At 37.4% G+C, this 23,366-nt stretch carries 25 protein-coding genes; 9 read left to right on the plus strand and 16 right to left on the minus strand.

Translation table 11 applies throughout. The features are described from left to right. Positions 1-153 precede the first annotated feature (153 nt). Positions 154-876 (plus strand): glutamine amidotransferase, encoded by a 723-nt coding sequence (locus tag EGS71_RS05190; RefSeq protein ID WP_001098470.1) that lies wholly within the window; start codon positions 154-156, stop codon positions 874-876. 427 nt (positions 877-1,303) lie between these two features. Here EGS71_RS05190 and EGS71_RS05195 read toward each other — a convergent pair whose 3' ends face one another. Next, the gene (locus EGS71_RS05195) at positions 1,304-3,031 is read right to left on the minus strand and encodes a glutamine--tRNA ligase/YqeY domain fusion protein (RefSeq protein ID WP_000803948.1); all 1,728 of its coding nucleotides are present in this window, start codon (positions 3,029-3,031) and stop codon (positions 1,304-1,306) included. A gap of 168 nt (positions 3,032-3,199) precedes the next feature. Here EGS71_RS05195 and EGS71_RS05200 point away from each other — a divergent pair, with 168 nt between their 5' ends. Further along, positions 3,200-3,709 (plus strand): peptidylprolyl isomerase, encoded by a 510-nt coding sequence (locus EGS71_RS05200; protein WP_000009660.1) that lies wholly within the window; start codon positions 3,200-3,202, stop codon positions 3,707-3,709. Between the two features lie 15 nt (positions 3,710-3,724). After that, positions 3,725-4,444 (plus strand): UDP-2,3-diacylglucosamine diphosphatase, encoded by a 720-nt coding sequence (locus EGS71_RS05205; RefSeq protein ID WP_000221684.1) that lies wholly within the window; start codon positions 3,725-3,727, stop codon positions 4,442-4,444. 7 nt (positions 4,445-4,451) lie between these two features. Here EGS71_RS05205 and EGS71_RS05210 read toward each other — a convergent pair whose 3' ends face one another. After that, positions 4,452-4,670, minus strand: coding sequence for a hypothetical protein (locus EGS71_RS05210; RefSeq protein WP_000462401.1), 219 nt, complete (start codon positions 4,668-4,670; stop codon positions 4,452-4,454). 139 nt (positions 4,671-4,809) lie between these two features. Between EGS71_RS05210 and nfsB the strand changes: the two genes are divergently transcribed. Next, a complete protein-coding gene (gene nfsB, locus EGS71_RS05215; RefSeq protein ID WP_002010183.1) occupies positions 4,810-5,463 on the plus strand; it encodes an oxygen-insensitive NAD(P)H nitroreductase in 654 nt (217 codons plus the stop codon). A gap of 38 nt (positions 5,464-5,501) precedes the next feature. On the opposite strand, the gene EGS71_RS05220 is transcribed toward nfsB, so the two are convergent. From EGS71_RS05220 to tsaE, 5 genes are all read right to left on the minus strand, one after another. Beyond that, positions 5,502-6,359, minus strand: a complete 858-nt coding sequence (locus tag EGS71_RS05220; RefSeq protein WP_002005139.1) for a DMT family transporter — start codon at positions 6,357-6,359, stop codon at positions 5,502-5,504. 131 nt (positions 6,360-6,490) lie between these two features. After that, entirely contained in the window at positions 6,491-6,997 is a 507-nt protein-coding gene (gene hfq / locus EGS71_RS05225) for an RNA chaperone Hfq (protein ID WP_000033651.1), read from the minus strand. Positions 6,998-7,091: 94 nt separating this feature from the next. Continuing rightward, positions 7,092-8,036 (minus strand): tRNA (adenosine(37)-N6)-dimethylallyltransferase MiaA, encoded by a 945-nt coding sequence (gene miaA / locus EGS71_RS05230; RefSeq protein WP_000070777.1) that lies wholly within the window; start codon positions 8,034-8,036, stop codon positions 7,092-7,094. 6 nt (positions 8,037-8,042) lie between these two features. Next, positions 8,043-9,995, minus strand: coding sequence for a DNA mismatch repair endonuclease MutL (gene mutL / locus EGS71_RS05235; RefSeq protein ID WP_000129005.1), 1,953 nt, complete (start codon positions 9,993-9,995; stop codon positions 8,043-8,045). Then, complete coding sequence (tsaE, locus tag EGS71_RS05240; RefSeq protein ID WP_002049012.1) at positions 9,988-10,461, minus strand: tRNA (adenosine(37)-N6)-threonylcarbamoyltransferase complex ATPase subunit type 1 TsaE; 474 nt, start codon at positions 10,459-10,461, stop codon at positions 9,988-9,990. The genes mutL and tsaE overlap by 8 nt, the downstream gene beginning before the upstream one ends. A 119-nt stretch (positions 10,462-10,580) precedes the next feature. Between tsaE and EGS71_RS05245 the strand changes: the two genes are divergently transcribed. From EGS71_RS05245 to EGS71_RS05255, 3 genes are all read left to right on the plus strand, one after another. Beyond that, positions 10,581-11,489, plus strand: coding sequence for a pseudouridine synthase (locus EGS71_RS05245; protein ID WP_000097948.1), 909 nt, complete (start codon positions 10,581-10,583; stop codon positions 11,487-11,489). Positions 11,490-11,600: 111 nt separating this feature from the next. Beyond that, the gene (locus EGS71_RS05250) at positions 11,601-11,909 is read left to right on the plus strand and encodes a type II toxin-antitoxin system RelB/DinJ family antitoxin (RefSeq protein ID WP_001232531.1); all 309 of its coding nucleotides are present in this window, start codon (positions 11,601-11,603) and stop codon (positions 11,907-11,909) included. Positions 11,910-12,006: 97 nt separating this feature from the next. Then, positions 12,007-12,450, plus strand: a complete 444-nt coding sequence (locus EGS71_RS05255; protein WP_000637089.1) for a GNAT family N-acetyltransferase — start codon at positions 12,007-12,009, stop codon at positions 12,448-12,450. Here the strand turns inward: EGS71_RS05255 and EGS71_RS05260 are convergent. After that, positions 12,443-13,147, minus strand: a complete 705-nt coding sequence (locus EGS71_RS05260; protein ID WP_000923631.1) for a pseudouridine synthase — start codon at positions 13,145-13,147, stop codon at positions 12,443-12,445. The two genes, EGS71_RS05255 and EGS71_RS05260, sit on opposite strands and share 8 nt — an antisense overlap. A gap of 100 nt (positions 13,148-13,247) precedes the next feature. Continuing rightward, positions 13,248-13,466, minus strand: a complete 219-nt coding sequence (locus tag EGS71_RS05265; RefSeq protein ID WP_000351255.1) for a hypothetical protein — start codon at positions 13,464-13,466, stop codon at positions 13,248-13,250. Positions 13,467-13,719: 253 nt separating this feature from the next. Here EGS71_RS05265 and EGS71_RS05270 point away from each other — a divergent pair, with 253 nt between their 5' ends. Beyond that, on the plus strand, positions 13,720-14,172 hold the full coding sequence (locus EGS71_RS05270) for a DUF441 domain-containing protein (RefSeq protein ID WP_000880860.1): 453 nt from the start codon (positions 13,720-13,722) through the stop codon (positions 14,170-14,172). Between the two features lie 50 nt (positions 14,173-14,222). Here the strand turns inward: EGS71_RS05270 and EGS71_RS05275 are convergent, their stop codons facing one another. The 3 genes from EGS71_RS05275 to EGS71_RS05285 all read right to left on the minus strand — a co-directional run bounded on the left by EGS71_RS05275 (position 14,223) and on the right by EGS71_RS05285 (position 16,750). Beyond that, the gene (locus EGS71_RS05275) at positions 14,223-15,143 is read right to left on the minus strand and encodes a LysR family transcriptional regulator (RefSeq protein WP_000890088.1); all 921 of its coding nucleotides are present in this window, start codon (positions 15,141-15,143) and stop codon (positions 14,223-14,225) included. A 226-nt stretch (positions 15,144-15,369) separates the two neighbouring features. Continuing rightward, entirely contained in the window at positions 15,370-16,164 is a 795-nt protein-coding gene (locus tag EGS71_RS05280) for a DUF4198 domain-containing protein (protein WP_001080988.1), read from the minus strand. Positions 16,165-16,321: 157 nt separating this feature from the next. After that, positions 16,322-16,750: a hypothetical protein gene (locus tag EGS71_RS05285; protein ID WP_001228379.1), complete on the minus strand. Its 429-nt coding sequence runs from the start codon at positions 16,748-16,750 to the stop codon at positions 16,322-16,324. 228 nt (positions 16,751-16,978) lie between these two features. Here EGS71_RS05285 and EGS71_RS05290 point away from each other — a divergent pair, with 228 nt between their 5' ends. After that, the gene (locus EGS71_RS05290) at positions 16,979-18,178 is read left to right on the plus strand and encodes an MFS transporter (RefSeq protein ID WP_002014361.1); all 1,200 of its coding nucleotides are present in this window, start codon (positions 16,979-16,981) and stop codon (positions 18,176-18,178) included. A 25-nt stretch (positions 18,179-18,203) separates the two neighbouring features. Here EGS71_RS05290 and EGS71_RS05295 read toward each other — a convergent pair whose 3' ends face one another. The 4 genes from EGS71_RS05295 to EGS71_RS05315 all read right to left on the minus strand — a co-directional run bounded on the left by EGS71_RS05295 (position 18,204) and on the right by EGS71_RS05315 (position 23,249). Continuing rightward, positions 18,204-19,187, minus strand: coding sequence for an ion transporter (locus tag EGS71_RS05295; protein ID WP_001221035.1), 984 nt, complete (start codon positions 19,185-19,187; stop codon positions 18,204-18,206). Between the two features lie 138 nt (positions 19,188-19,325). After that, complete coding sequence (locus EGS71_RS05300; protein ID WP_000920881.1) at positions 19,326-19,760, minus strand: hypothetical protein; 435 nt, start codon at positions 19,758-19,760, stop codon at positions 19,326-19,328. Between the two features lie 228 nt (positions 19,761-19,988). Next, on the minus strand, positions 19,989-22,628 hold the full coding sequence (locus EGS71_RS05305; protein WP_000888596.1) for a bifunctional aconitate hydratase 2/2-methylisocitrate dehydratase: 2,640 nt from the start codon (positions 22,626-22,628) through the stop codon (positions 19,989-19,991). A gap of 258 nt (positions 22,629-22,886) precedes the next feature. After that, positions 22,887-23,249, minus strand: a complete 363-nt coding sequence (locus EGS71_RS05315; protein WP_000976735.1) for a hypothetical protein — start codon at positions 23,247-23,249, stop codon at positions 22,887-22,889. Between the last annotated feature and the right edge of the window lie 117 nt (positions 23,250-23,366).

Below are 23,366 nucleotides of genomic sequence, written 5' to 3' on the forward strand. Positions count from 1 at the left end.
CGCGTAGATATTTCTTACCTACAAAATATTTATGCGTAACAAGATTATCTTAACGAAAAATAGCAATTTTCAGGTATTGACGATTTGTATGGATATTTTCTTCTTTATATTTATCGCTATACTCCACCTATTGATCTTCTCTAAATCATTTGTATGAACACAACAAACGCCTTCCCTAAAACTATTTATGCCATTCAGCATCTTGCTTTCGAAGACCTAGGTTCATTAGAAGATGTTTTTTATCAACTTGGGTTTCGTGTCCGCTATTTTGAAGCAGGTGTGGATGATTTAACCCCTGCTTTTACACATGACGGTTTAACTATTATTTTAGGCGGCCCAATCGGAGTTTATGAAACCGAAGATTATCCATTTTTAAAAGATGAAATCGCTTTACTCAAACAACGATTGGCAGCAGATAAACCTACACTTGGTATTTGCTTAGGCGCACAGCTCATTGCTCATGCACTTGGCGCCAAAGTATATGCAGGCCATCAAAAAGAAATTGGCTGGGGAGCCTTAAGCTTAAGTTTACGTCCTAATCAGGTATTATCACCTTTGCTTAATAATGTGCATGTTTTACACTGGCATGGCGACACTTTTGACCTGCCTGAAAACGCAGTGTTATTAGCTAGTTCAGAGATTTATACTAATCAGGCTTTTGAAGTTGGAAATAATATTCTTGCCTTGCAGTTTCATATTGAAACAACAGAAGAAAATTTTGAGAAATGGCTCATTGGCCATACATGTGAACTTCGCCATGCTGGAGTTTCAATTCCAAAACTGCGTGAGCAAAATATTGAATATGCCCCTGCACTTGAGCAAGCTGCATTTGAAATTATTCAAAAATTCTTAAAAAGAATTGGATATAGTGCTTAAATGAGTGATTTTTTAATCCGCATTAAATATAGCTTTTTACTACCTCGTATTTTTTGATTGTTTTTTAAACAAAAAAAGCTTTATATTTTATTTTTAGAAACATTTCAGAAAAATTTCAGTGTATTATTAATTTGTAACATAAAATATACGCTGATTTACTATGGATATCTGGAAGTTTATTAAAAGCTTTAATACGGTTAATACTTATTTAATGCTTTCAACTATGCTTCTCATACTATTAGTTCTTTATTTTTATGTGATTAACCCGGCCTAAGCTACTTTGCCAAGGACGTTAATCATAAAGAAAAAGAAAATATGAGAAGACACCTAAATAAAAAGCCCAACTTTACAGTTGGGCTTTTTTATATCTGCTGTTTACTCACCACATGGTATTCATCTTGCGAAAAAGTAAGAGATAATCAATCTCTTACTTTTTCTCAGGCTTGAAGCTGTCTTTTAAGTCAAGAACACGGTTAAACACAGGCTTCTCAGGAGTATGATCGTATTGATCAGCAACGAAATAACCTTCGCGTTCAAACTGGAAGCGATCTTCTGGCTTCGCTTGAGCTAAAGCAGGTTCGATCACAGCTTGAACCACTTTCAAAGAATCTGGATTTAAGTTTGCTAAGAAATCATCACCAGTTTCAGGGTCCGCTTCTGTAAACAATCGATCATAAATACGTACCTCAGCAGGAATACCTTTAGTTGCAGATACCCAGTGAATTACGCCTTTTACTTTGCGACCTTCAGGATTTTTACCTAAAGTATCCGGATCGATTGAACACTTCAGCTCAACGACTTCACCGTTTGCATCTTTAATGACTTCATCACACTTAATCACATATGCATGGCGTAAACGAACTTCACCATCAGGAATTAAACGTTTAAAGCCTTTTGGCGGTACTTCTTCGAAATCTTTACGGTCAATATAGATTTCTTTAGTCAATGGAATAACGCGCTCACCCATATCGACATTAGGATGACGAGCATGGGTAAGGTCTAAATCTTCCGGTAAGTTCGTAAGTGTTACTTTTAATGGATTTAACACTGCCATACCGCGCGCTGCCGTATTCTCTAAAGATTGACGAATACAGAACTCAAGCATTGCGACATCCACAATACCGTCAGTTTTAGACACACCTACACGTTTACAGAAATCACGTAGGCCTTCTGGTGTGAAACCACGGCGACGCATACCGACAACCGTTGGCATCCGAGGATCATCCCATCCATTCACATAACCGCCTTCAACCAATTTACGTAATTTACGTTTAGACGTAATGGTGTAATCTACGTTTAAACGAGAAGATTCATACTGGTGCGGCACAGCTTTAGACTTAACTTTTTCAACGATCCAGTCATAAAACGGACGGTGGTCTTGGAACTCTAATGTACAAAGTGAATGTGTGATTCCTTCGATCGCATCAGACAATGGATGAGCATAGTCATACATTGGGTAGATTTTCCACTTATCACCTGTTTGGTGATGCTCTGAATGTAAAACACGATACAAAATTGGGTCACGCATATGTACATTCGGGCTTGCCATATCAATTTTGGCGCGTAAAACAGCTTCCCCCTCTTTAAGTTCACCATTGCGCATTTTTTCAAAACGAGCAAGGTTTTCTTCAACAGAAGCATCACGATATGGCGAATTTTTACCTGGCTCAACAAAGCTACCACGATTTAATTTGATTTCTTCTGGAGACTGCAAATCAACATATGCATCGCCTTGTTCAATCAACTGAATTGCCCAAGCATAAAGCTGATCAAAATAACCGGAAGCATAACGTGGTTCGCCATTCCAGCTAAATCCAAGCCATTTCACATCATTGGCGATCCCATCAACATACTCTTGTTCTTCCGCATCGGGGTTAGTATCGTCAAAACGTAAATTACAAAGACCATCAAACTCTTCAGCAACGCCAAAGTTGAGGCAAATTGCTTTTACGTGACCAATATGTAAATAACCATTTGGTTCTGGCGGGAAACGCGTTACGATTTGTTTGGCACGTCCGGTAGCTAAATCATCGGTAATGACTTGGCGAACAAAATCTAATCCAGCCTGTTGTTCTTGCTGCGCAGAATCGACAGAGGCATGAGTATTCGGTGTCGGGTTGTTTGGCAGGTTCGAGACAACATCATTAGGCTTCATAGTGTATCAATCACTTCTTTGTAGATAAAATTTCGAAAAAATAAACGCTATCTTCATTTTTCACAAAGATTTTAACGTTTTTTACTTGCCTTGTAGTTTACAGTTTGCTTATGCTTCTCTCAACCAAAAACCCATGGTCAATTTGCCCATGTTTAGGAGATTAATGTAATGAGTTTTCCTCAAGTCGAATTAAACACCAACAAAGGTCGTATTGTTCTTGAGCTTAACACTGAAAAAGCACCGAAAACGGCTGCTAATTTTCTAGAATACGTACGTGACGGTTTCTATGATGGCGTGATTTTCCACCGCGTTATCGACGGTTTCATGATCCAAGGTGGTGGCTTTGACGAAAACTTCAAAGAAAAAGCAACTCGTGATGCGATTGAAAATGAAGCTGACAACGGTTTAAGCAACGATGTAGGTACCATTGCAATGGCACGTACTCAAGCTCCACACTCTGCTTCTGCACAATTCTTCATCAACGTAAAAAACAACTCTTTCCTGAACCATACTTCAAAAACTGCACAAGGTTGGGGTTATGCTGTATTCGGTAAAGTTGTTGAAGGTATGGACGTTGTAGAAGCAATCAAAGGCGTACGTACAGGTAACCGTGGTTATCACGCTGACGTTCCTTTAGAAAACGTTGTTATCGAATCTGCTAAAATTATTTCTGAATAATTTTAGGATAAAGCTGTGACTTATCTGTTTATTTCAGATTTACACTTGTCACCTGAACACCCTCGACTCGTTCGAGGGTTTTTAGATTTGTTGGTACATTATCAAAATAATCAAACACAGCTTTATATTTTAGGTGATTGGTTTAATGCTTGGATTGGTGATGACTATTCAGCGCCTTGGCTCGACGAAATTGTCGAGACTTTAAAAGTATTTAACCAAAAAGGGAATCACGTTTATTTCCAAGTGGGTAACCGAGACTTTGCTTTAAATCAGGTTTTCCTTGATAAGTTTAATGGTGTATTACTTCCTGATATTTATTATCTCAACATTGCAGGTCACCAATACCGTTTGGAACATGGCGATGCGTTATGTACTGATGATATTTCCTATCAAAGATTTAAAAAAATTATCCGAAATCCCTTCCTAGTTGCTTTTTTACGCCGCACCCCCTTGAGTTTCCGTACAAAACTGGTCAATGGTTTTCGCAAAAGAAGTCATTCAGACAAACAGCAAAAAAGTTATGAAATTATGGATGTAAATGAACAAGCTGTTGTCTCTGCCCTCACAGATGTAGATATACTTATTCATGGACACACTCACCGTCCAGCAATTCATCAATTACAACATAAACAGCGGATTGTTCTTGGCGATTGGCGTGAAGATCATGCACAAATTTTAGAAATTGATCCCTCTTCACATCTGCAGCAAATCAAACTAACTGATTGGTATTATTAATTAATATTCAGTTATTTTTCAAATACTTAGCTTGTTTATTTAAATCAAAACCCCAAATCATACATAGACAGGTAATAAATACAAATTTCCAGTTTATATGTGCATACTTTTGATATTCGATATATAAAATTAAAAGACACAATACAAATGCAAAAATTAGAAAGGCTTTAATAATTCTAATTTCTCGCAGCTTACTTTTTCGATTAATTGGTATTAATTCAAACATTTTCAATAAATTAGTAAAAAATTTATATAAGTATTATATTTCTTTATCACATTAAAATGCAGATGTTTTTCTCTAAAATCGCGTATGATGCCAAAGATTAGAACCCTTCCATTGTAATAAGATTGATATGGAGTAAAGTATGGATTTATTAAATACGGTTAAAAGTCGCTACACTACCAAAGCGTACGATCCCGAGAAAAAAATTCCTCAAGAAAAATTCAATAAGTTATTAGAAATTTTATGCTTTACCCCTTCTTCAGTGAATATTCAACCTTGGCATTTCTTGGTTGCAGACAATCCTACTGCTAAAGAACGCATTGCCAAAGCCTTAACAGGACGATATGCCTACAATGCACCCAAGGTTCTTGAGTCATCACATACCCTTGTATTTTGTACAAGAACAGATATTTCACCCGAATATTTAAATCAGTTACTTGAACAAGATGATTTAAGTGGCCGTTTTAAAGATGAGAAAGCCAAACTTGGTCAAAAGGATACTCGTCATGGCTATGTTGAGTTTTACCGCAATGAGCAAAAGAATTTATTCGGCTGGATGGAAAATCAAACTTTTATCGCTTTAGGACAACTACTGTTTGCAGCTGGTCTTGAAGGCATAGATGCAACCCCAATGGGTGGCTTTGACGAAAATGTTTTAAATGAAGAATTTGGCTTAAAAGAAAAAGGCCTGCGTAGCTCTGTAATTGTTTCACTGGGTTATAGAAGCGAAAATGACTTCAATGCGAAATTGCCAAAATCTCGTCTGCCGGATGAAGTTATTTTTACACATTTATAAGAATTCAGTGGAGTTCAAAAGAACAGTCTTTTGAACTCCTATTTCATAGCTAAGGCTAAACTCACCAGTCCGCTTATTCCTAAAATAATTCCTAGGATGGTAGGTAATTTTAATTTTTCTTTATATAAAACTACGCCACAAACTATTCCAAGTAACACGACCAAAATATTCATACTCGCAAAGACAATGGCCGGAGAATCTTTGAGTAAAATATGCGCTTTAACGTATAGGGCAATGTTTGAAAAATTTAGTACGCCTAGCATTAACCCAGCAAAAGTATTTTTAAAATGCCATGCTGAATTTTTTTGAAATATTAAATAAATAATCGATAAAACAAAGGCCGTTATAAAAATTAGATTTAAAGTCAAAGTAAACTGTAGGCCTAAGCTACTCGTATATTTTAACAAGATATCTACAGCGGCATATCCAAACCAGACACTCATTAACGCAAGAATTGCTTTTTTTGACTGAGATCCGGAAGACTCGTTGAAATGACCTAATAAAATTAAGAGAACAGCAAAAATTCCCAAACCTATCCCTAATAATTTAAGAGAATTAAACTGCTCTTGGAAAAAGAAATAAGCCGCCAATAAAGAAAGTACCACGGACAGCCGCTGAGCAATTTCGGTTTTGACAATACCTGCGTACTCTAAAGATTTAGCAAGGCACAAAAAAATACTCGGTAGAATGACGCCTAAAGCCACTATTAGCCACCAAGGTGTATGTTGTATAGAAATATGCTGAATATCTGGCTTAAACCACAGATAACATAGCAAGCTGGCACTTGAGTAATTCCATGCAATCATTTGCATGGGTTGATATCCCTTTTTCTTTAAATTTTTAAGTAGTACAGAAACCAGAACACTGCACAATGCTGCAGCAAATATTAATACCATTTGCAAAGAACCTATTAATCTAAATTTTAAGAAACAGAGATGGACCGCAGGTAGCTTTAATATGCTTTTTTATATTTTTAAAGCCATAAAAAAACCAGTCATCACTGACTGGTTTTTTTCAAGCTAATCAATTAACGATTGTTCTCGTCGTCTTGACCATCTTCAAATTTAGAATCGTTATCAAAACCGCCTTGATGTCCGCCGAAGCCGCCTTGACCACCGAAGCCGCCTTGACCACCGAAGCCACCTTGACCACCGAAGCCACCTTGACCACCGAAGCCGCCTTGACCACCGAAGCCACCTTGACCACCGAAGCCGCCTTGACCACCGAAGCCAGCACCTTGAGCACCACCAAAGCCAGCACCTTGACCACCGAAGCCACCTTGACTACCACCCTGAGCTGGGAAACCTGCACCTTGTGCACCTGCTGGACGTGGGTTACGAGCTGGAACAACTGTAGAAATTGCGTGTTTGTAAACCATTTGACTTACAGTATTTTTTAATAAAACAACATATTGGTCAAAAGATTCAATATGACCTTGTAATTTAATACCGTTAACAAGGAAAATAGAAACTGGGATGCGTTCTTTACGGAGAGAATTTAAGAACGGATCTTGTAAAGTTTGACCTTTAGACATTTTTAACTCCAAAAAAAAATTTTTAAATCAGCGCAAAAAAACTATCTTTATTTTTCAACTAAAAATTATAAAAAGACAGTGTGCAAATTTTGCTTTATCCATAAGAGTTTCGCAAGTCTTCTTTCGCCTGCTTTATCGTCAAGTAAGTTTTAAAATCGTGTATTTCTTGCAAAGAACGTAACCACGTATATTGACGTTTGGCAAGTTGTCGTGTTGCAAATAAGGCTTTATCCTCCATCTCCTGCTTTTTTTTGTGACTCATATCACTTTTTAATAGAAATTCTAGAGCTTGTCGATAACCAACAGAACGCATAGAGGGTAAATTTTCATCTAAATCGTATTTTTCAATTAGAGACTCGACTTCACTCAAAAAACCGATATCCCACATTTTGCTTAATCTTTGCTCAATGCGTTGATGTAATTCTAACCGATCTGGAAGTAAAGCGTAGTTATGAAATGTGTATCGATATGGTACATTTTTTGGTTGTTCTGCCTGCAATTTGGTAATTGGTTGACCTGTAATACGGTAAACTTCCAACGCCCGAATAATTCTTTGCTTATCAGAAACCTTAAACTTCACTCCAGCCGCCGGATCTACTGCCACCAGCTCATCATAAACAGCTTGCCACCCTTCATTTGCTGCTTTTTCTTCAATTGCTGCGCGAACATTTGCATCTGCACTTGGCAAGTTACTTGATAATCCTTCTAAGAGAGCTTTGAAATACAGCATGGTTCCTCCTACCAAAATAGGAGTTTTGCCACGTGAATGCATCTCATCAATTAAAGCACAAGCGTCTTCAACAAACTGAGCAGCCGAATAGACCTCAAGTGGAGTAATAATATCAATTAAATGATGCGGATATAGCTCCTGCTCTTCACGCGTTGGCTTAGCCGTACCAATATCCATATCTTTATATACAAGTGCAGAATCAACTGAAATTAATTCAAAATTTCCACGTTCATAGAGTTCACATGCCAAAGCGGTTTTTCCGCTTGCAGTCGGTCCCATTAAATTGATGACGGGCAATTGGTTTGACATGTAAAACTACTCTCCTCGAGCAAATAATTTATCTAGTTGAGATAATGGAAATGCACGCCAAGTTGGGCGACCATGGTTACATTGGCTCGCAAATTCGGTTTGTTCCATTTGGCGAAGTAAAGCATTCATTTCTGAGAGACTAAGTTGTCGATGAGCACGTACTGCACCATGACACGCCATACCTGCTAACAGTTCATCACGCTTTTGCAATAAACCTTGTGCTTCATCATTTGGATCTAAGTCATTGAGAAGTTCGGGAATAAGATTTTCAAAATCCGCTTTTTGCAAAATAGCCGGCACACCACGCACAATGACTTGCTCATCGCCATATAAATCAATCTCTAACCCTAAGCGTTCAAGCTGAGGTTTTAAGTCCTCAACACGAACAGCTTGCATACGACTAATTGAGATCACTTTAGGGATAAGCAACTGTTGAGATGTCCAAAACTCAGGTTTATCCCAAGCATTTTTCATTTGTTGCAACAAAATACGCTCATGTGCTGCATGCATATCAACAATAATCAAGCCTTCAGTATTTTGCGCCAAAATATAAATTCCATGAAGCTGGGCAATTGCGATACCTAATGGAAATTCATCTACCTTAGCGACAGGCTCAATATTTTCATCAACTGAAAAATTAGCAGGTTGATCACGTAATGGAGCCAAGTAAGTCTTTAATGCATTATTTAACTGCGCAGAACCATTATATTTTGGAGTTTGTTCCGCATAATGAACAGCTTGGGGACGACTATTATTAAAATCAGTTAAAAGCTCAGTAGAAGGCTGATAACCATTTGGCTTGTCTACTGCTGTATCAGCGGCTTGCGCTGTACGGTGCAATGTAAATTGTTCTTGGTATTTAGGCTGAGGTTGTACCGAAAGATTTTGAGTATCGTCCACTTTCATGGCTTGTGCTAAATCAGCACTAGCTGTCTGAAATTGTGCTAGCGTTTCTTTCGCATAATGTCTTACAAACTCATGTACTTCACGTTGATTTAGAAAACGAATCTCATGTTTCGTCGGGTGAACGTTAACATCAATATTTTCAGGATCGACTTCTAAGAAAAGTAAATAAGATGAATGCTGATGGCCATGTAAAATACCGTCATATGCCATTCTTAAAGCATGTGAAATGGTTTTATCTTTCACAATCCGGCCATTTACATACACATATTGTAAGTCTGCTTGGGCACGTGCATCTGAAGGATGCCCTAGCCAACCTGACAAACGCATATTAATACTTTCGGCATCGATCCAGTAAGCATTTTGAACAAACTGTTGACCCAATAATTGCTGTACACGCTGAAATCTTAATTCACCACTATCTGCTATTGGTAAATTAATTCGAATATTATCGTTATGCTCAAGTACAAAACGTATATCAAAATGCGTTAAAGCTAAACGGCGTACAATTTCTTCAATATGCCCAAATTCAGTGGTTGGCTTTTTTAAAAATTTACGGCGAGCAGGTACATTAAAAAACAAGTCCTGAACTCGAATATGAGTGCCCTTTTGTGCAGCAACAGCTTGGACTTGTTGATGATCAAAGGCTGTACCATTCACCTCAACCTGATGACCAATTCCGCTTTCATCTTGGCTACTGGTTAAAGTCAATCGTGAAACTGCTGCAATAGAAGCAAGTGCTTCACCACGGAAACCTAAGCTAACAATCGCGTGTAAATCTTCTGCTGTTTTAATTTTACTGGTTGCATGGCGCATCACTGCCAATGGTAAGTCATCAGGATGAATCCCATGTCCATTGTCAATAATCTCGATTAATGTTGAGCCGCCTTGTGCAATCCGCACAATTAACTCGGTTGCACCTGCATCAATTGAGTTTTCTAATAATTCTTTTACGACCGATGAAGGACGTTCAATCACCTCACCGGCAGCAATCTGGTTGGCTAACGCGGCGTCTAATGTATGAATACGACGTTGTGTTAGCTTTTCATCAGTCATGAAGCTGTTCCTGCAAAGTCTGGTATAAATGCTCTGTTGGTAAAGTTAAGGTGACGAAACGATTGAGTTCATCATCTGATTTTTGAATATCAATGACGATATCTGCTTCAGGGATTTCGTCTCCACCTTTCGATGGCCACTCAAATAAAAATAGTGCATCCTGAATATCTAGATAATCACGGATTCCCATTAATTCAAGTTCGTACGGATCATTGAGACGATATAAGTCAAAATGAAAAATTTCTTTATTATTGATTTTATATGGTTCAACCAACGTATACGTCGGACTTTTAACCGAGCCTTTATGCCCTAGAGCTTGCAAAAAATAACGGGTCAATGTCGTTTTACCGGCGCCCAAATCTCCAATCAGATAAATCACGCCAGCTTGAACATGCTGCGCCAATGCCTGAGCTAAACGCTGAGTATCTTCTTCATGATTTAAGACCATTTTCAATGAATACGACATAACACACATAACATGATTCAAAATAATCGATATGATACCATTGCCCTGCTTTAAAGCCTACTTAAGTGCTTAAAGTTGGCTTTTTTTACATCACATTTATTAAATATTGACACACTTTTATGTCTAGCCCGATTGAATTTTTCCCACCTATGATTGATGGCGTAAGCGCAAGCCAAGTCTATCTTCCTCCACAAACGACAGCACAAACCATCTATCAATTTCTTTGCGAAAATTTTCCACATATAAAAGCAACAGAGTGGCAGCAGCGTTTTCAAGATGGGCTTATTTACGCGGCAAATGGCGAAAAATTAACATTAAACAGCCCTTATATAGCAAACACGCATATTTTTTATTACCGATTCCTTGCTAACGAAGTACATGTTCCCTTTGAGCATCAGATTTTATTTGAAAATGATGACTTGCTTGTTGTAGATAAACCCCATTTTTTAACGATTAGCCCAACAGGACAATATGTACAAGAAACATTATTAGTCCGATTAAAAAAGCAAACTGGTAATGAGTTTTTAACCCCGATCCACCGATTAGACCGTGAAACTGCCGGTGTCGTTTTATTTTGCAAACGACCGCAGTCACGTGGAATTTACCAACAGTTATTTGCAGATCGTCAAGTCAATAAGACTTACCATGCAATCGCTCCATATAAAGCTGAATTAAAATTTCCTCAGAGTTTAAAACTGTATTTAGATAAAGGTACACCCTTTTATACAATGCAGGTGATTGCACATACAAAAACCAATACCGAAACTAAAATTGAGCTGATTGAACATAATCACTCATGGGCTAAATATTGTTTAACGCCAACCACCGGAAAACAGCATCAACTCCGCGTCCATTTAAATCATTTGGGAATTCCGATTAAAAATGATCCGTTTTATCCAATAGTTCAACATAAAGCCGATGATGATTTTTCTCAGCCCTTACAGCTTCTAGCTAAGCAAATTTCTTTTATAGACCCGCTAACAAAACAGGAAATGGTTTTCAATTCACAGCTTGAATTGACACTGTAATCGCATCGTAATGACAAAAAGATTATTTTTTATGCTGAAAGACATTGAAATTACATTCCGATGGTTTAAAATAAATCCCTAAAAATTAAAAATCATTTGGTTTTGTTATTCATGCGAAAAACAGAAGTTTATCAGGTTCGACTTGACTCCCAAGAGAAAAAACAGGCTTTTGCTGTTTTTAAACAATTGGGGATTACCCCTGCCCAAGCAGTGCGACTGTTCTTTAAACAAGTCGTCTTAACCAAATCTATTCCTTTTGCGATCGAAAACCAGAATATTAATATGGAACAATTATTAAAACTGAGAAAAGCAAAAGCATCTTCATTAAATCAGAACGCTTCAACTTTAAATGAAGATGATGACCATGAAGATTTATTTGAAGAGTTAAATGCACTATTAGGTGAAAGTGACAAAACTTAACGGTGTTGCATTTTTAAACAACTTTTAACGTCAATTCGCTTCTTTTTTAGTTATGCTCTCTTTGTAAAAATATAAACATAAATACAAGGAGCGCCTAATGATTGTAAGACGAGCGACCTATGAAGATCTAAGCCAACTCGCTGTCCTATTTGATGAATACCGTCAATTTTATGGTGCATCTTCTAATCTCGAAGAATCCCATCATTTCTTAAAACAACGTTTTGAGAATAAAGAGAGCGTATTTTTCATCCATATTAAGGACGAAAAAATTACTGGGTTCGTATTGCTTTATTTAGGTTTTTCTTCAGTTGCTTGTTCAACTTACTACATCTTAGATGATGTATATGTTACTCCCCTATTCCGTCGTCAAGGCTCAGCAAAACAGCTCATTGATACAGCGATTTTATTTGCAAAACAAGAAAATGCTTTACGTATTAGCCTAGAAACCCAATCGAATAATCATGAATCTCACCGCCTCTATGAAAAAATGGGGTTTATTAGAGACAGTGAGTTCCAGACATTTCATTGTTTTCTTAAATAATATTTTGAGCGAGTTGTTTTTCCTGCTCCGACAAATATACCCAATCCCCGTCCTCAATTTCAGGTAGAACCAATTGACCAATTTGATGTCGATGTAATTTCTCGACTTTATTGCCTACGGCTGCAATCATTCTTTTGACTTGATGATAAACACCTTGATGAATAGTCATCGTTAATTGATGAGTTTCTAGTAGTGCTACATCTGTGGCAGCAAATACCCCTTTTTCTTGGTGTAAATTAACTCCCTGAATAAGCATTTCAATTTGCTCAGGGGTTACGGGGTCGTAAGTTGTAACGTGATAAACCTTTGGTACATGTTTACGAGGATGAGTTAAAGCTTGTAGATATTTACCATCATCAGTAAGTAAAAGCAGCCCCGTTGTGTCTTGATCCAAGCGTCCAACCGCCTGCACACCACGATGAATCATGGTCTCAGGCAGTAGGCTAAAAACACTTTGATGATGCTGAGGATGATGAGAACACTCGAAACCCTGAGGTTTTCTTAGAGCAATATAAATTTTTTCTCTATATTGATAATTTTGACCAAAAACGGAAAACTCAAAATTTTCTGGGGCGAACTGCTTTTTGAGATCACTCACAACCTCCCCATCAATACTTACTGAACCATTTTTTATTAACTGCTGACAATATTTACGTGAACCAAACCCTTGTGATTGTAAAATTTTTTCCAGCAGCATAAAGCTTTCTCTTTAAAACGAAACCATTATTTTAACGTAATTTTAGTGTTTTATTACCTTCTGCTTTATCATCTTCGCATTTAACTTCATTAACTTTGAATTATTCTTCAATAACACGATAAATTTTTTCGTTTTGTTCACTTTCAAATAGCAATTCTGTAGTGGGTAAGATCACCTCATTATCTACAATAATATGTTCGATACGCTGACTTAGCTTTAAAGGCTCATTTTCATGTTCAACTAAATTCTTCTTTAATTGAGCTTTCGCATCATGAATTTGATCAAATTGGTCTTTGATCTTGATATCTATAATATCCATAAGATTAATCCTGTACTCATGAGTAGTGATTATTTTTATATCACACTCTCTCAAAAGAATACTTTTTAAGTTGTTAATTTATATAACATTGTTTCCAAGCGTAACCACAGATAAAACTCTTTATCATTGAGTCATATACAAGAAAATCTCCACTAAAAAGCCTTTGTTTGATCTTTTTTAACCTTAAAAGCTCTGACATTTTGGCTCTCAATTATTATACAATTCAAATTATTTGCTTTTCTTACCGCTTCTCATGCTTGCCCAATTCGATGTTAATTTAGTTGTTTTATTAGTTTTACTTATCTGCGGTTTACTAAGTCAAAATGCAGCTGTAACCATCGCAGCAGGTATTCTAATCGTCATAAAAATCACGCCATTAAATCAATTTTTTCCTTATATTCAGGCCCATGGTTTAAACTTAGGCATACTTATTCTAACAATTGGCGTACTCACCCCTATTGCAAGTGGCAAGCTTAGTGGAGAGAGTATTTTAAAATCCTTTATTAGTTTTAAATCTTTAGTCGCTATTGCAATTGGCCTGCTCGTCGCGTGGCTAGGTGGTCGTGGTGTAAAACTTATGTCGAGCCAACCTGATGTTGTGGCAGGCTTACTTATTGGTACGGTTGCAGGTGTGGCGTTACTCCGTGGTGTACCTGTTGGCCCACTGATTGCAGCAGGTCTATTATCTTTATTTATAGGTAAATAAAAGGCACCCGAAGGCACCTTTTAATAAATGCTTAGGCTAAATAAGTACTTTTAACCTGAATAGTAAGAAGTGCGTTTTAAAGAAAACTTTTCTAGCTGCTTTAAGAAACCTTCAAAGTAGCTCTTCTCTTTTTCTTCAGTTCTATAACCTGCATACAAGGTACGTCTTAAACCCGCTGGAGAAACACAATCTAGACGGCGGCTAGTCACCCAACCCTTTTGTTCGTATTCATTGACTACCCAATCTGGCAAAGCAGCAATACCTCGGCCACTCGCAACGAGTTGAATAAGCATTTGCGTTAAGTCTGTTGTTCGGATTTGTTTTGGTTGAATATTTGCAGGTATAAACAGTTTCGACATGATATCTAAACGGTGCTTATCAACCGGGTAAGTAATAAGAACCTCTTCTGCGAGATCCTGAACAGTAATATTTTCAGCACGAACCAATCGATGAGTATTTGATAAAACCAAACGCGACTCATATTCAAAAATCGGGAAGTATTCGATTCCTTTTAGTGCGATCGGATCGGCTGTAATAAGTAAATCAAACTCAGCATTTTGTAAAAGTTCATGTGGGTTCGCTTCGAACCCCGAAGCAAAGTCTAAATCGACGTCTGGATATTGCTGACGGTACTGATTGAGTAAAGGCATTAGCCAGTCAAAACAGCTATGACATTCAGATGAAAAAATAATTCTGCCCGTTTGTCCGTGCACAATACGTGTAATATCACTCTGAGTAATCTGAATTTGCGGCAATACATCATCAGCTAACTTAAGTAGGCGTTGTCCTACATTAGAAAAACTAACAGGTCGACTGCGGCGATTAACCACCTCTACCCCATACCAATGATCTAATTCTTTTAATTGGTGAGAAATAGCCGAGGGCGTTAAGCATAGGTCATTAGCTGCAGCGACCAGTGAACCATGTTCACGTAAAGCAACTAAAGTTTTAAGGTGTCGAATTTCTAACATGGGCACAAGCCTGAATACATAAATTTATCTATAAATTTTCAAGTTATCTCTTGTTTATTACTAAACAGAGTTAACGGAGATAAATCATCACCAATGAATACCATTCATCTTATCACAAAATTAATTAATTTGTCTCAACATAAGTTTTTGTTAATTACATATGGACTTTACTAACAAATAAAAAATAGACCCATTCAGATCTATTTTTTATAAAATGAAAATATTCTTACTCGGTAACTTGTAAGCTAACAATCGTATAATTTTGATTTTTAGGCTTTAACTTTAAATCTACTGGAGCTGTGACTTCCATTAAATATTCTCCAGCTTTTGGAAATTTAAGTTCAACTTGTCCTTTATCATCAGCTTTAAAATGTAATACTTGTTTATCAGTTGCACCTTTTTCTCTTAAATTAATTTCAGCATAAGGTAGGTTCTGGCCTTTTTCACTTATGGTTAGCTGAACTGCTTGAGTAACTTTAAGCTGGTTAGGATGAACAGAAAAATTAACTTTAATTGGTGTATTTGGAAGTTGAATATCTGAAACTTTACCTTTTGAAAGATAACTTTGTAATACCCATTCTCTTGTTACTTCCTCTGTTTTAATCTTTTTAGTTTTAAGATCAGCAGGAATTAAATAGTCACGCTCTTTTTTTGGCGGAGCTTTATCTGCTGGTAAATCAAAAAATAAATGCCACTCCTTTTGATCATATACATATTTTAAAGGGTAACTTGCCTGAGTTTGCAGAATATATGTACCGTCTTCCGGTAAAGCAACATCGAAAACAGTTACAGATTTATGTAGAGCTTCAGCATTAATAACTTTAGGATCGTGTTTAGGGGTAATGACGGTAAGCTTGGCATCTTTTAAAGCGTATTCACTATTTAGTGCTTCTTCAGCATAACCAGCTACTACCGGTACTTGTGTCTGCTCAGTTTTATACGCTAATGGCGCAACATAAGGTTCATGAGCAAGGCTGTAACTACATACAAAAACAAGTGATGTTACTAATAATCTATTCATTATTTCTCAATCCTAATTAGGAAAATTTAAATTTTTACAGACAAATCATAAGCAAATGTATTATACACAAATAAAAATAATTCTTATTATCATTAATAAATTTAAGTTAAAGATTTTTATATAAAAAGAAAAAGGCCAAGTGGCCTCTTTCATTACCTCATTGTTCTTTTACTTTTGGAAAAGCTTGATTAAAGTCAATAAGCTTATAACTTTTTACTAAATCATCTTCGCCATAAGTCACTTCATAAGTTGTTTCTTTACCATTAAAGTATGCTTCAGCTGGAGTTCCAAATACTTCCCATAAACCTATTGAGGCAACATCTGCAACCCCATGCCCAAATGCACGACCTACTTTCACCCACTTTGAATAGCCTTGCTGGAATGTATAGATTTCAACTCTTGTCCCATCACGGTACTCAGACAATACAGGTGCCCCAAACTCTGCAATAACATAATTACGAGAGCTACCCGGATTTAAAACATTTAAATTTTTTTTACTTGGTTGATTACCAGCCATAAATACGGCACAACCAGACATAGATAACATAGCCATACCAATAAGGCAGGCAATAAATAATTTTCTCACGATTTAACTTCTCTATTTCTTAAGTATTTATACAAATTATTGTAATGCTTAAAGTATTACGCGCTCATCATATCCAATTTGATAAAAGAATTCGATAAATTATTCAATATAAAGATAAAATGTTCCGGTTTTAAATGTGCAAACTTCCTCTCGAGATTCTAGTTTTTTATTATTTTGGTCTCTTTTCCCTTATACTTTCTTTTTTGAGTTTCCTTTTATTAATTTATTATGGCGTCACCCCAATCCCCTTCTTCTTCCCCTCGACATTACTCACTCTTCTTGGCAATTTTTTCTCTTGCAGTAGGCGGTTTCTGTATTGGCACTACAGAATTTGTCGCAATGGGTCTTATTCAGGAAATTGCACACAATTTAAAGATTACAGTACCTGAAGCTGGGCATTTTATTAGTGCTTATGCATTAGGTGTTGTTATTGGTGCCCCTATTATTGCCATTTTGGGTGCCAAAGTACCTAGAAAGACCCTATTGCTTTGCCTCATGCTGTTTTATGGTATTGCCAATGCATGCACAGCTTTAGCACATACCCCAGAAACCGTTTTAGTCTCCCGTTTTATTGCAGGTTTACCTCATGGCGCATATTTTGGTGTCGGCGCTTTAGTCGCGGCTGAACTAGCAGGCCCTTCACGAAGAGCTTCAGCAGTTGCGCAAATGATGATGGGGCTGACCGTTGCTACCGTTATTGGCGTACCCTTAGCAACATGGTTAGGTCAACATTTTGGCTGGAGAGCAGGTTTTGAATTTTCAGCAACGATCGCATTCTTTACTTTAATTGCTGTAGCTTGCTTTGTACCGAATATTCCAGTTCAAGCTACTGCCAGCATAAAAACAGAATTAGCTGGGCTTAAAAATATAAATATGTGGTTAACCCTTGCAGTCGGCGCAATTGGCTTTGGGGGCATGTTCTCGGTATATAGCTATGTCTCACCAATTCTCACTGAATACACTAAAGTTAATATCCAGATTGTTCCTATTGCATTAGCGCTGTGGGGCATCGGGATGGTGATTGGTGGTTTAGCTGCGGGTTGGCTTGCAGATAAAAACCTCAATAAAACTATTGTGGGCGTACTCATTAGCTCAGCGATCGCATTTGTAGTCGCAAGCTTTCTAATGAGTAATATCTATAGCGCAATTGGCTCTTTATTCTTAATTGGCCTAACCGTTATGGGTTTAGGTGGGGCTTTACAGACACGCCTCATGGATGTTGCAGGTGATGCACAAACGCTAGCAGCCTCACTTAACCACTCCGCCTTTAATCTTGCTAATGCATTAGGCGCTTTTTTAGGTGGTTGGGTACTGAGCCATCAGATGGGTTGGATTGCACCAATCTGGGTAGGTTTTGTACTGAGCCTTGGTGGCCTTATTATCTTACTCATTGCATTTGCTGTAGAAAAAGCAACTCAAAAAGCCTGAGTATGATCAGGCTTTCGTTGAATCTCTAATCTGTTAACTTTTCACCACAGTGCGGGCAATAACATTTCTTCTCTCTAACAGCTTCTTTCTCTTCTAATACTTTTTCGCGCATAATTTGAATAATCAGATTATGCGCTTGTTCTTTTGGTAGCCCTACTTTTTGTCGAATACGTTCTATTTCAACTTCATCATGCATGATATCAATACCACGCACTTGAAGTAACTCACGGAACTCTTGTTCAAGGCGCTGATTACGCTGGTTAAGTTCATTGGCCAAACCAGAAGCTAAAATACCAGCTGGTAAAGCAGCAATCCCTACCCCTAGAATTGTTATTAAGGCTCCCAATAATTTTCCTAGACTAGTTACTGGTGTGACATCGCCATATCCGACTGTAGTTAAAGTCACAACCGCCCACCACATTGCTTTAGGAATAGAGCTAAAAGCTTCCGGTTGTGCTTTATTCTCAACGACATAAATACCAGAGGCAGTCATAATAATCATAATGATTAAAATAAAAATCACTGCCTGAAAAGAACCTTTTTCTCGCTTAATCACACATAACAATATTTGCAATGAGATGAAATAACGAGTTAATTTTAATAATCGGAGTAACCGTAAAATTCTTAACATACGAAGATCTATTCGTACAAAGAAATTTAGATACGCAGGCAAAATTGCCATGAGGTCAATCAGTGCTTCACCACTTTTCATCCATGCTAAACGCTGCTTCCATGCAGCTTGTGTCGGATCACGCTCGACTATACTCCAGAGCCGTAAGAGATATTCAATACTGAAAATTGCAATTGAGACATTTTCAAAGTAGTCAAACCATATACGGTAGCTGTAATACAGATCATTTACTGTTTCTAGTAATACAGCAACTACATTCCCAATAATTAAGAAAACTAAAAAGTAGTTAATACATCGACTTACTGTCGTTTCGTAATCATGATTATGAAGGTTGTTATAGAAGAACCGACGTACTGTCTTCCATGCTAAAATTCGCATACGGATCTGAACCACGTTATATTGAACATATATTAAGCTCACATACGTAAAATCACCATTATAGCGGCCAATAAAATATTTTATTAATTGTATTAGCTAAACAATCATAAATAATATTTCATATTTACTAATTATATTTTAATGCGCTGCAACATATCTAAACTCATTTTCCTCCCACCATTGCACATCATATATACCGGCATGGGACTTCAAAATGACATTAATATAATTTTGTAGCAACATAATATGGTGAGTAATATCTAACTTTCTAAAAAGAAATCTTCTTAAAATTGGTGTATTTGGTGAAATGAATATTGCAAAACCATTACTGTATTCTTCATAAACGCTAATACCGATATACATCGTAATCTCAGGTAATGGCACTTCTATTTCCCAGCCCCAACGCTCAGCATTTAACTCAATATTTAAGTGATATCTATTTTTTAATATACTATAAATATATTGTGCAATATCTTCAGTTTTCTGTACTAAAGTATTCCCGTCTTCTGCTGATAAATTTTGATCATATAGCTGATAATCATCAAATTTAAATTCAACAATTGTCTTTAGCATTTTTAAATTCCATATATAAAATACCCATGTTCTTTTTAATTATTTTTAAGTTCATACAAATATTTTAAAACAAAATCTTCTTTAATATCTAGCGTTATATTTATTTTTACATTTTATTAGAATAAAACATGATTAATTTATTATTTTAATAATTAAAATATGTACCAATTCTCATTAAAATAAAAAGGAGCTGAATAATCAGCTCCTTTTTTGTACTAGATCGACCTATTAAGTCAACTGAGCAGCAGCAATTTTCTTAGTATCTACTTTATCAGCAGCATTTGTATATTCGCCCATTTGGTCGAAATTCAAATATTTGTAGATGTCAGCAGACATACTGTCAATTTGAGCTGCATATTGTTGGTATTCTTCTGGAGTTGGTAATTTACCAAGTACAGCAGCAACAGATGCAAGCTCAGCAGATGCTAAGTAAACGTTAGAACCTTGGCCTAAACGGTTAGGGAAGTTACGTGTAGAAGTCGAAACAACAGTTGTGTTCGGCGCAACACGTGCTTGGTTACCCATACATAATGAACAACCAGGCATTTCTGTACGCGCACCAGCACGGCCATAAGTGTTATAGAAGCCTTCTTCCATTAACTGATGTTCGTCCATACGTGTTGGTGGAGCCAACCATAAACGAGTTGTTAATGAACCGCTTGGTACTTTCTCAAGTAACTGACCAGCAGCACGGAAGTGACCAATGTTAGTCATACAAGAACCGATGAATACTTCATCAATTTTGTCGCCTTGAACGTCAGAAAGAAGTTTCGCATCATCTGGATCGTTCGGGCAGCAAAGGATAGGTTCTTTGATTTCTGACAAGTCAATTTCATACACTTTAGTGTATTCAGCATCAGCATCAGCTTTAAGTAAGCTTGGGTTTGCTAACCATTTTTCCATGTTTTCAACACGGCGAGCCATCGTACGTGCATCACCATAGCCTTGTGAAATCATCCACTTAAGCATTGTGATGTTAGAACGTAAGTACTCAGCAACTTTCTCTTCTGAAAGTGTGATTGCACAACCAGCAGCTGAACGTTCAGCAGAAGCATCAGAAAGTTCGAATGCTTGCTCAACTGTTAAGTCAGTTTCCATTTCTGTTAAGTCGATTTCTAAGATACGACCAGAGAAGATGTTTTTCTTACCTTTTTTCTCAACAGTAAGATCGCCTTCTTTGATTGCATAGTAAGGAATCGCATGTACAAGGTCACGTAAAGTGATACCAGGCTGCATTTTACCTTTGAACTTAACAAGAACTGATTCAGGCATATCAAGTGGCATTACACCAGTTGCAGCAGCGAAAGCTACAAGGCCAGAACCTGCTGGGAACGAAATACCAATTGGGAAACGAGTATGCGAGTCACCACCAGTACCTACTGTATCTGGAAGAAGCATACGGTTTAACCAAGAGTGGATAATACCGTCACCTGGACGTAAAGATACACCACCACGGTTCATGATGAAGTCTGGAAGTGTATGTTGCATTTGTACGTCAACTGGCTTTGGATAAGCAGCAGTGTGACAGAAAGACTGCATTACTAAGTCAGCAGAGAAGCCCAAGCAAGCTAAGTCTTTTAACTCATCACGAGTCATAGGACCAGTTGTATCTTGAGAACCAACTGTAGTCATTTTAGGCTCACAGTAAGTACCTGGACGGATACCTTGACCTTCTGGAAGACCACATGCGCGACCAACCATCTTCTGAGCTAAAGTGAAACCTTTGCCAGTGTCAGCTGGTTGTACTGGAGTACGGAATAATGTAGATGGAGCTAAACCTAAAGCTTCACGCGCTTTAGCAGTTAAGCCACGACCAATGATCAAGTTAATACGACCACCAGCACGTACTTCATCTAAAAGTACTGGAGTTTTAAGTTCAGACTCAGCGATTTGTTCGCCATTTTTGAACGCAGTTACTTTTGCAGCAGCATGATCGATTTTAAGAGTAACTTCGTCACCCATGTTCATGTTAGAAACATCGATTTCTACTGGTAACGCACCAGCATCTTCCATTGTGTTAAAGAAGATCGGAGCAATTTTACCGCCTAAGCACACACCACCGTCTTTTTTGTTTGGAATGTGAGCGATTTCATCACCAAAGAACCAAAGAACAGAGTTTGTTGCAGATTTACGAGATGAACCTGTACCAACAACGTCACCTACATAAGCAACTTGGTTGCCTTTAGCAATGAGTTCTTTAATTTGGCTTAATGGACCAACTTCACCTGGTTTTTCAGGGTTGATACCATCACGCTCATTTTTCAACATTGCATTTGCATGCAATGGGATGTCTGGACGGCTCCATGCGTCTTGAGCTGGAGACAAGTCATCAGTGTTTGTTTCACCTGTTACTTTGAACACAGTGATTTTGATTTCTTCTGGTACATCTTTACGACTAGTGAACCATTCAGCATCAGCCCAAGATTGTAAAACAGCTTTTGCATTTGCATTGCCAGCTTTAGCTTTATCAGCTACGTCATGGAACGCATCAAATACAAGTAATGTTTTTTTCAAAGCTTCAGCAGCCAAGCTACCTAATTCAGCATCATCCAGAAGCTCAACTAAAGGCGCTACGTTATAGCCACCAAGCATCGTACCTAGTAAATAAACTGCACGTTCTTTAGAAACTAGCGGAGATGTCGCTTCGCCTTTTGCAATCGCTGCCAAGAAAGCTGCTTTTACGTAAGCTGCTTGGTCAACACCTGCAGGAACACGGTTTTCAAGCAAATCAACCAAGAATGCTTCTTCACCTGCCGGTGGGTTTTTTAATAACTCAACAAGTTGAGCAGTTTGAGCATCATCAAGTGGCTTCGGTGGGACTCCGAGTGCGGCACGTTCAGCAACGTGTTGGCGGTAAGCTTCTAGCACGGTGTTCATTCCTCTTTTTTTAAAAAATTACTTGTAAATTCCAGCTTTCACAAAGCTTCACAAGTAATATGGACTACAAAATTTTACTAGAGTTCAAGCCAAAAGTTAATGAGCGCGGGGTGTTTCTCCGTGATGCCCATTATTTTGTAACTAAATACCCGTGTATAAATAATGATCTTAATGATGGATTTATCATGCGGTATTTTAAGTTAAAAGAACACTCCACCTTAGTGGAGTGTTTGATGATGTCTTATACACTTAGAATTTTTTGTAGTTTGGCATTTTGTCATGTGGGGTAACCAAACACTCATCTGTCATTTGTTTTCTAATCTTTTCTTGTAAGGCTTCTGGATTCGTTTTTAATTCGTCTTGTGGAATGGCGTAAACTTTTTCAATAATATTAAAGATGAATTTTTTCGTAATTTCGTCTTCAATTTTATTAGCATGCTCAATGGCTTGAGACTTCTCAATTGCTTGCTGACGGTCAAACAGAATACTTCTTGCTGCATTTCCCACACTTGTACAATAGCCATGCCATTGCTCTTCAGGTGTTAAAGGCTTTTTTTCTGTACAGCCGACTAATAACATGCCCATTAAAACAAATAAAACTTTTTTCATCATTACTCTACACAGACTATGCTGCCCACATCATACTGAATCTGACAGACTTTGCAAAAATTCTACTTATATGTCTTTATTTTTGCCCAACATTCAATAAAAAACCGAGATGTTTTCATC

This window comes from Acinetobacter sp. FDAARGOS_559, from assembly GCF_003940475.1.
Classification (GTDB): Bacteria; Pseudomonadota; Gammaproteobacteria; order Pseudomonadales; family Moraxellaceae; genus Acinetobacter; species Acinetobacter baumannii.

What these genes read in the sequence shown, in the direction of transcription:
- EGS71_RS05190 (WP_001098470.1), top strand. Translation starts at nt 154, where the DNA reads ATGAACACAACAAACGCCTTCCCTAAAACTATTTATGCCATTCAGCAT.
- EGS71_RS05195 (WP_000803948.1), bottom strand. Translation starts at nt 3,031, where the DNA reads ATGAAGCCTAATGATGTTGTCTCGAACCTGCCAAACAACCCGACACCG.
- EGS71_RS05200 (WP_000009660.1), top strand. Translation starts at nt 3,200, where the DNA reads ATGAGTTTTCCTCAAGTCGAATTAAACACCAACAAAGGTCGTATTGTT.
- EGS71_RS05210 (WP_000462401.1), bottom strand. Translation starts at nt 4,670, where the DNA reads ATGTTTGAATTAATACCAATTAATCGAAAAAGTAAGCTGCGAGAAATT.
- nfsB (WP_002010183.1), top strand. Translation starts at nt 4,810, where the DNA reads ATGGATTTATTAAATACGGTTAAAAGTCGCTACACTACCAAAGCGTAC.
- EGS71_RS05220 (WP_002005139.1), bottom strand. Translation starts at nt 6,359, where the DNA reads ATGGTATTAATATTTGCTGCAGCATTGTGCAGTGTTCTGGTTTCTGTA.
- hfq (WP_000033651.1), bottom strand. Translation starts at nt 6,997, where the DNA reads ATGTCTAAAGGTCAAACTTTACAAGATCCGTTCTTAAATTCTCTCCGT.
- miaA (WP_000070777.1), bottom strand. Translation starts at nt 8,036, where the DNA reads ATGTCAAACCAATTGCCCGTCATCAATTTAATGGGACCGACTGCAAGC.
- mutL (WP_000129005.1), bottom strand. Translation starts at nt 9,995, where the DNA reads ATGACTGATGAAAAGCTAACACAACGTCGTATTCATACATTAGACGCC.
- tsaE (WP_002049012.1), bottom strand. Translation starts at nt 10,461, where the DNA reads ATGTCGTATTCATTGAAAATGGTCTTAAATCATGAAGAAGATACTCAG.
- EGS71_RS05245 (WP_000097948.1), top strand. Translation starts at nt 10,581, where the DNA reads ATGTCTAGCCCGATTGAATTTTTCCCACCTATGATTGATGGCGTAAGC.
- EGS71_RS05250 (WP_001232531.1), top strand. Translation starts at nt 11,601, where the DNA reads ATGCGAAAAACAGAAGTTTATCAGGTTCGACTTGACTCCCAAGAGAAA.
- EGS71_RS05255 (WP_000637089.1), top strand. Translation starts at nt 12,007, where the DNA reads ATGATTGTAAGACGAGCGACCTATGAAGATCTAAGCCAACTCGCTGTC.
- EGS71_RS05260 (WP_000923631.1), bottom strand. Translation starts at nt 13,147, where the DNA reads ATGCTGCTGGAAAAAATTTTACAATCACAAGGGTTTGGTTCACGTAAA.
- EGS71_RS05265 (WP_000351255.1), bottom strand. Translation starts at nt 13,466, where the DNA reads ATGGATATTATAGATATCAAGATCAAAGACCAATTTGATCAAATTCAT.
- EGS71_RS05270 (WP_000880860.1), top strand. Translation starts at nt 13,720, where the DNA reads ATGCTTGCCCAATTCGATGTTAATTTAGTTGTTTTATTAGTTTTACTT.
- EGS71_RS05275 (WP_000890088.1), bottom strand. Translation starts at nt 15,143, where the DNA reads ATGTTAGAAATTCGACACCTTAAAACTTTAGTTGCTTTACGTGAACAT.
- EGS71_RS05280 (WP_001080988.1), bottom strand. Translation starts at nt 16,164, where the DNA reads ATGAATAGATTATTAGTAACATCACTTGTTTTTGTATGTAGTTACAGC.
- EGS71_RS05290 (WP_002014361.1), top strand. Translation starts at nt 16,979, where the DNA reads ATGGCGTCACCCCAATCCCCTTCTTCTTCCCCTCGACATTACTCACTC.
- EGS71_RS05295 (WP_001221035.1), bottom strand. Translation starts at nt 19,187, where the DNA reads ATGCGAATTTTAGCATGGAAGACAGTACGTCGGTTCTTCTATAACAAC.
- EGS71_RS05300 (WP_000920881.1), bottom strand. Translation starts at nt 19,760, where the DNA reads ATGCTAAAGACAATTGTTGAATTTAAATTTGATGATTATCAGCTATAT.
- EGS71_RS05315 (WP_000976735.1), bottom strand. Translation starts at nt 23,249, where the DNA reads ATGATGAAAAAAGTTTTATTTGTTTTAATGGGCATGTTATTAGTCGGC.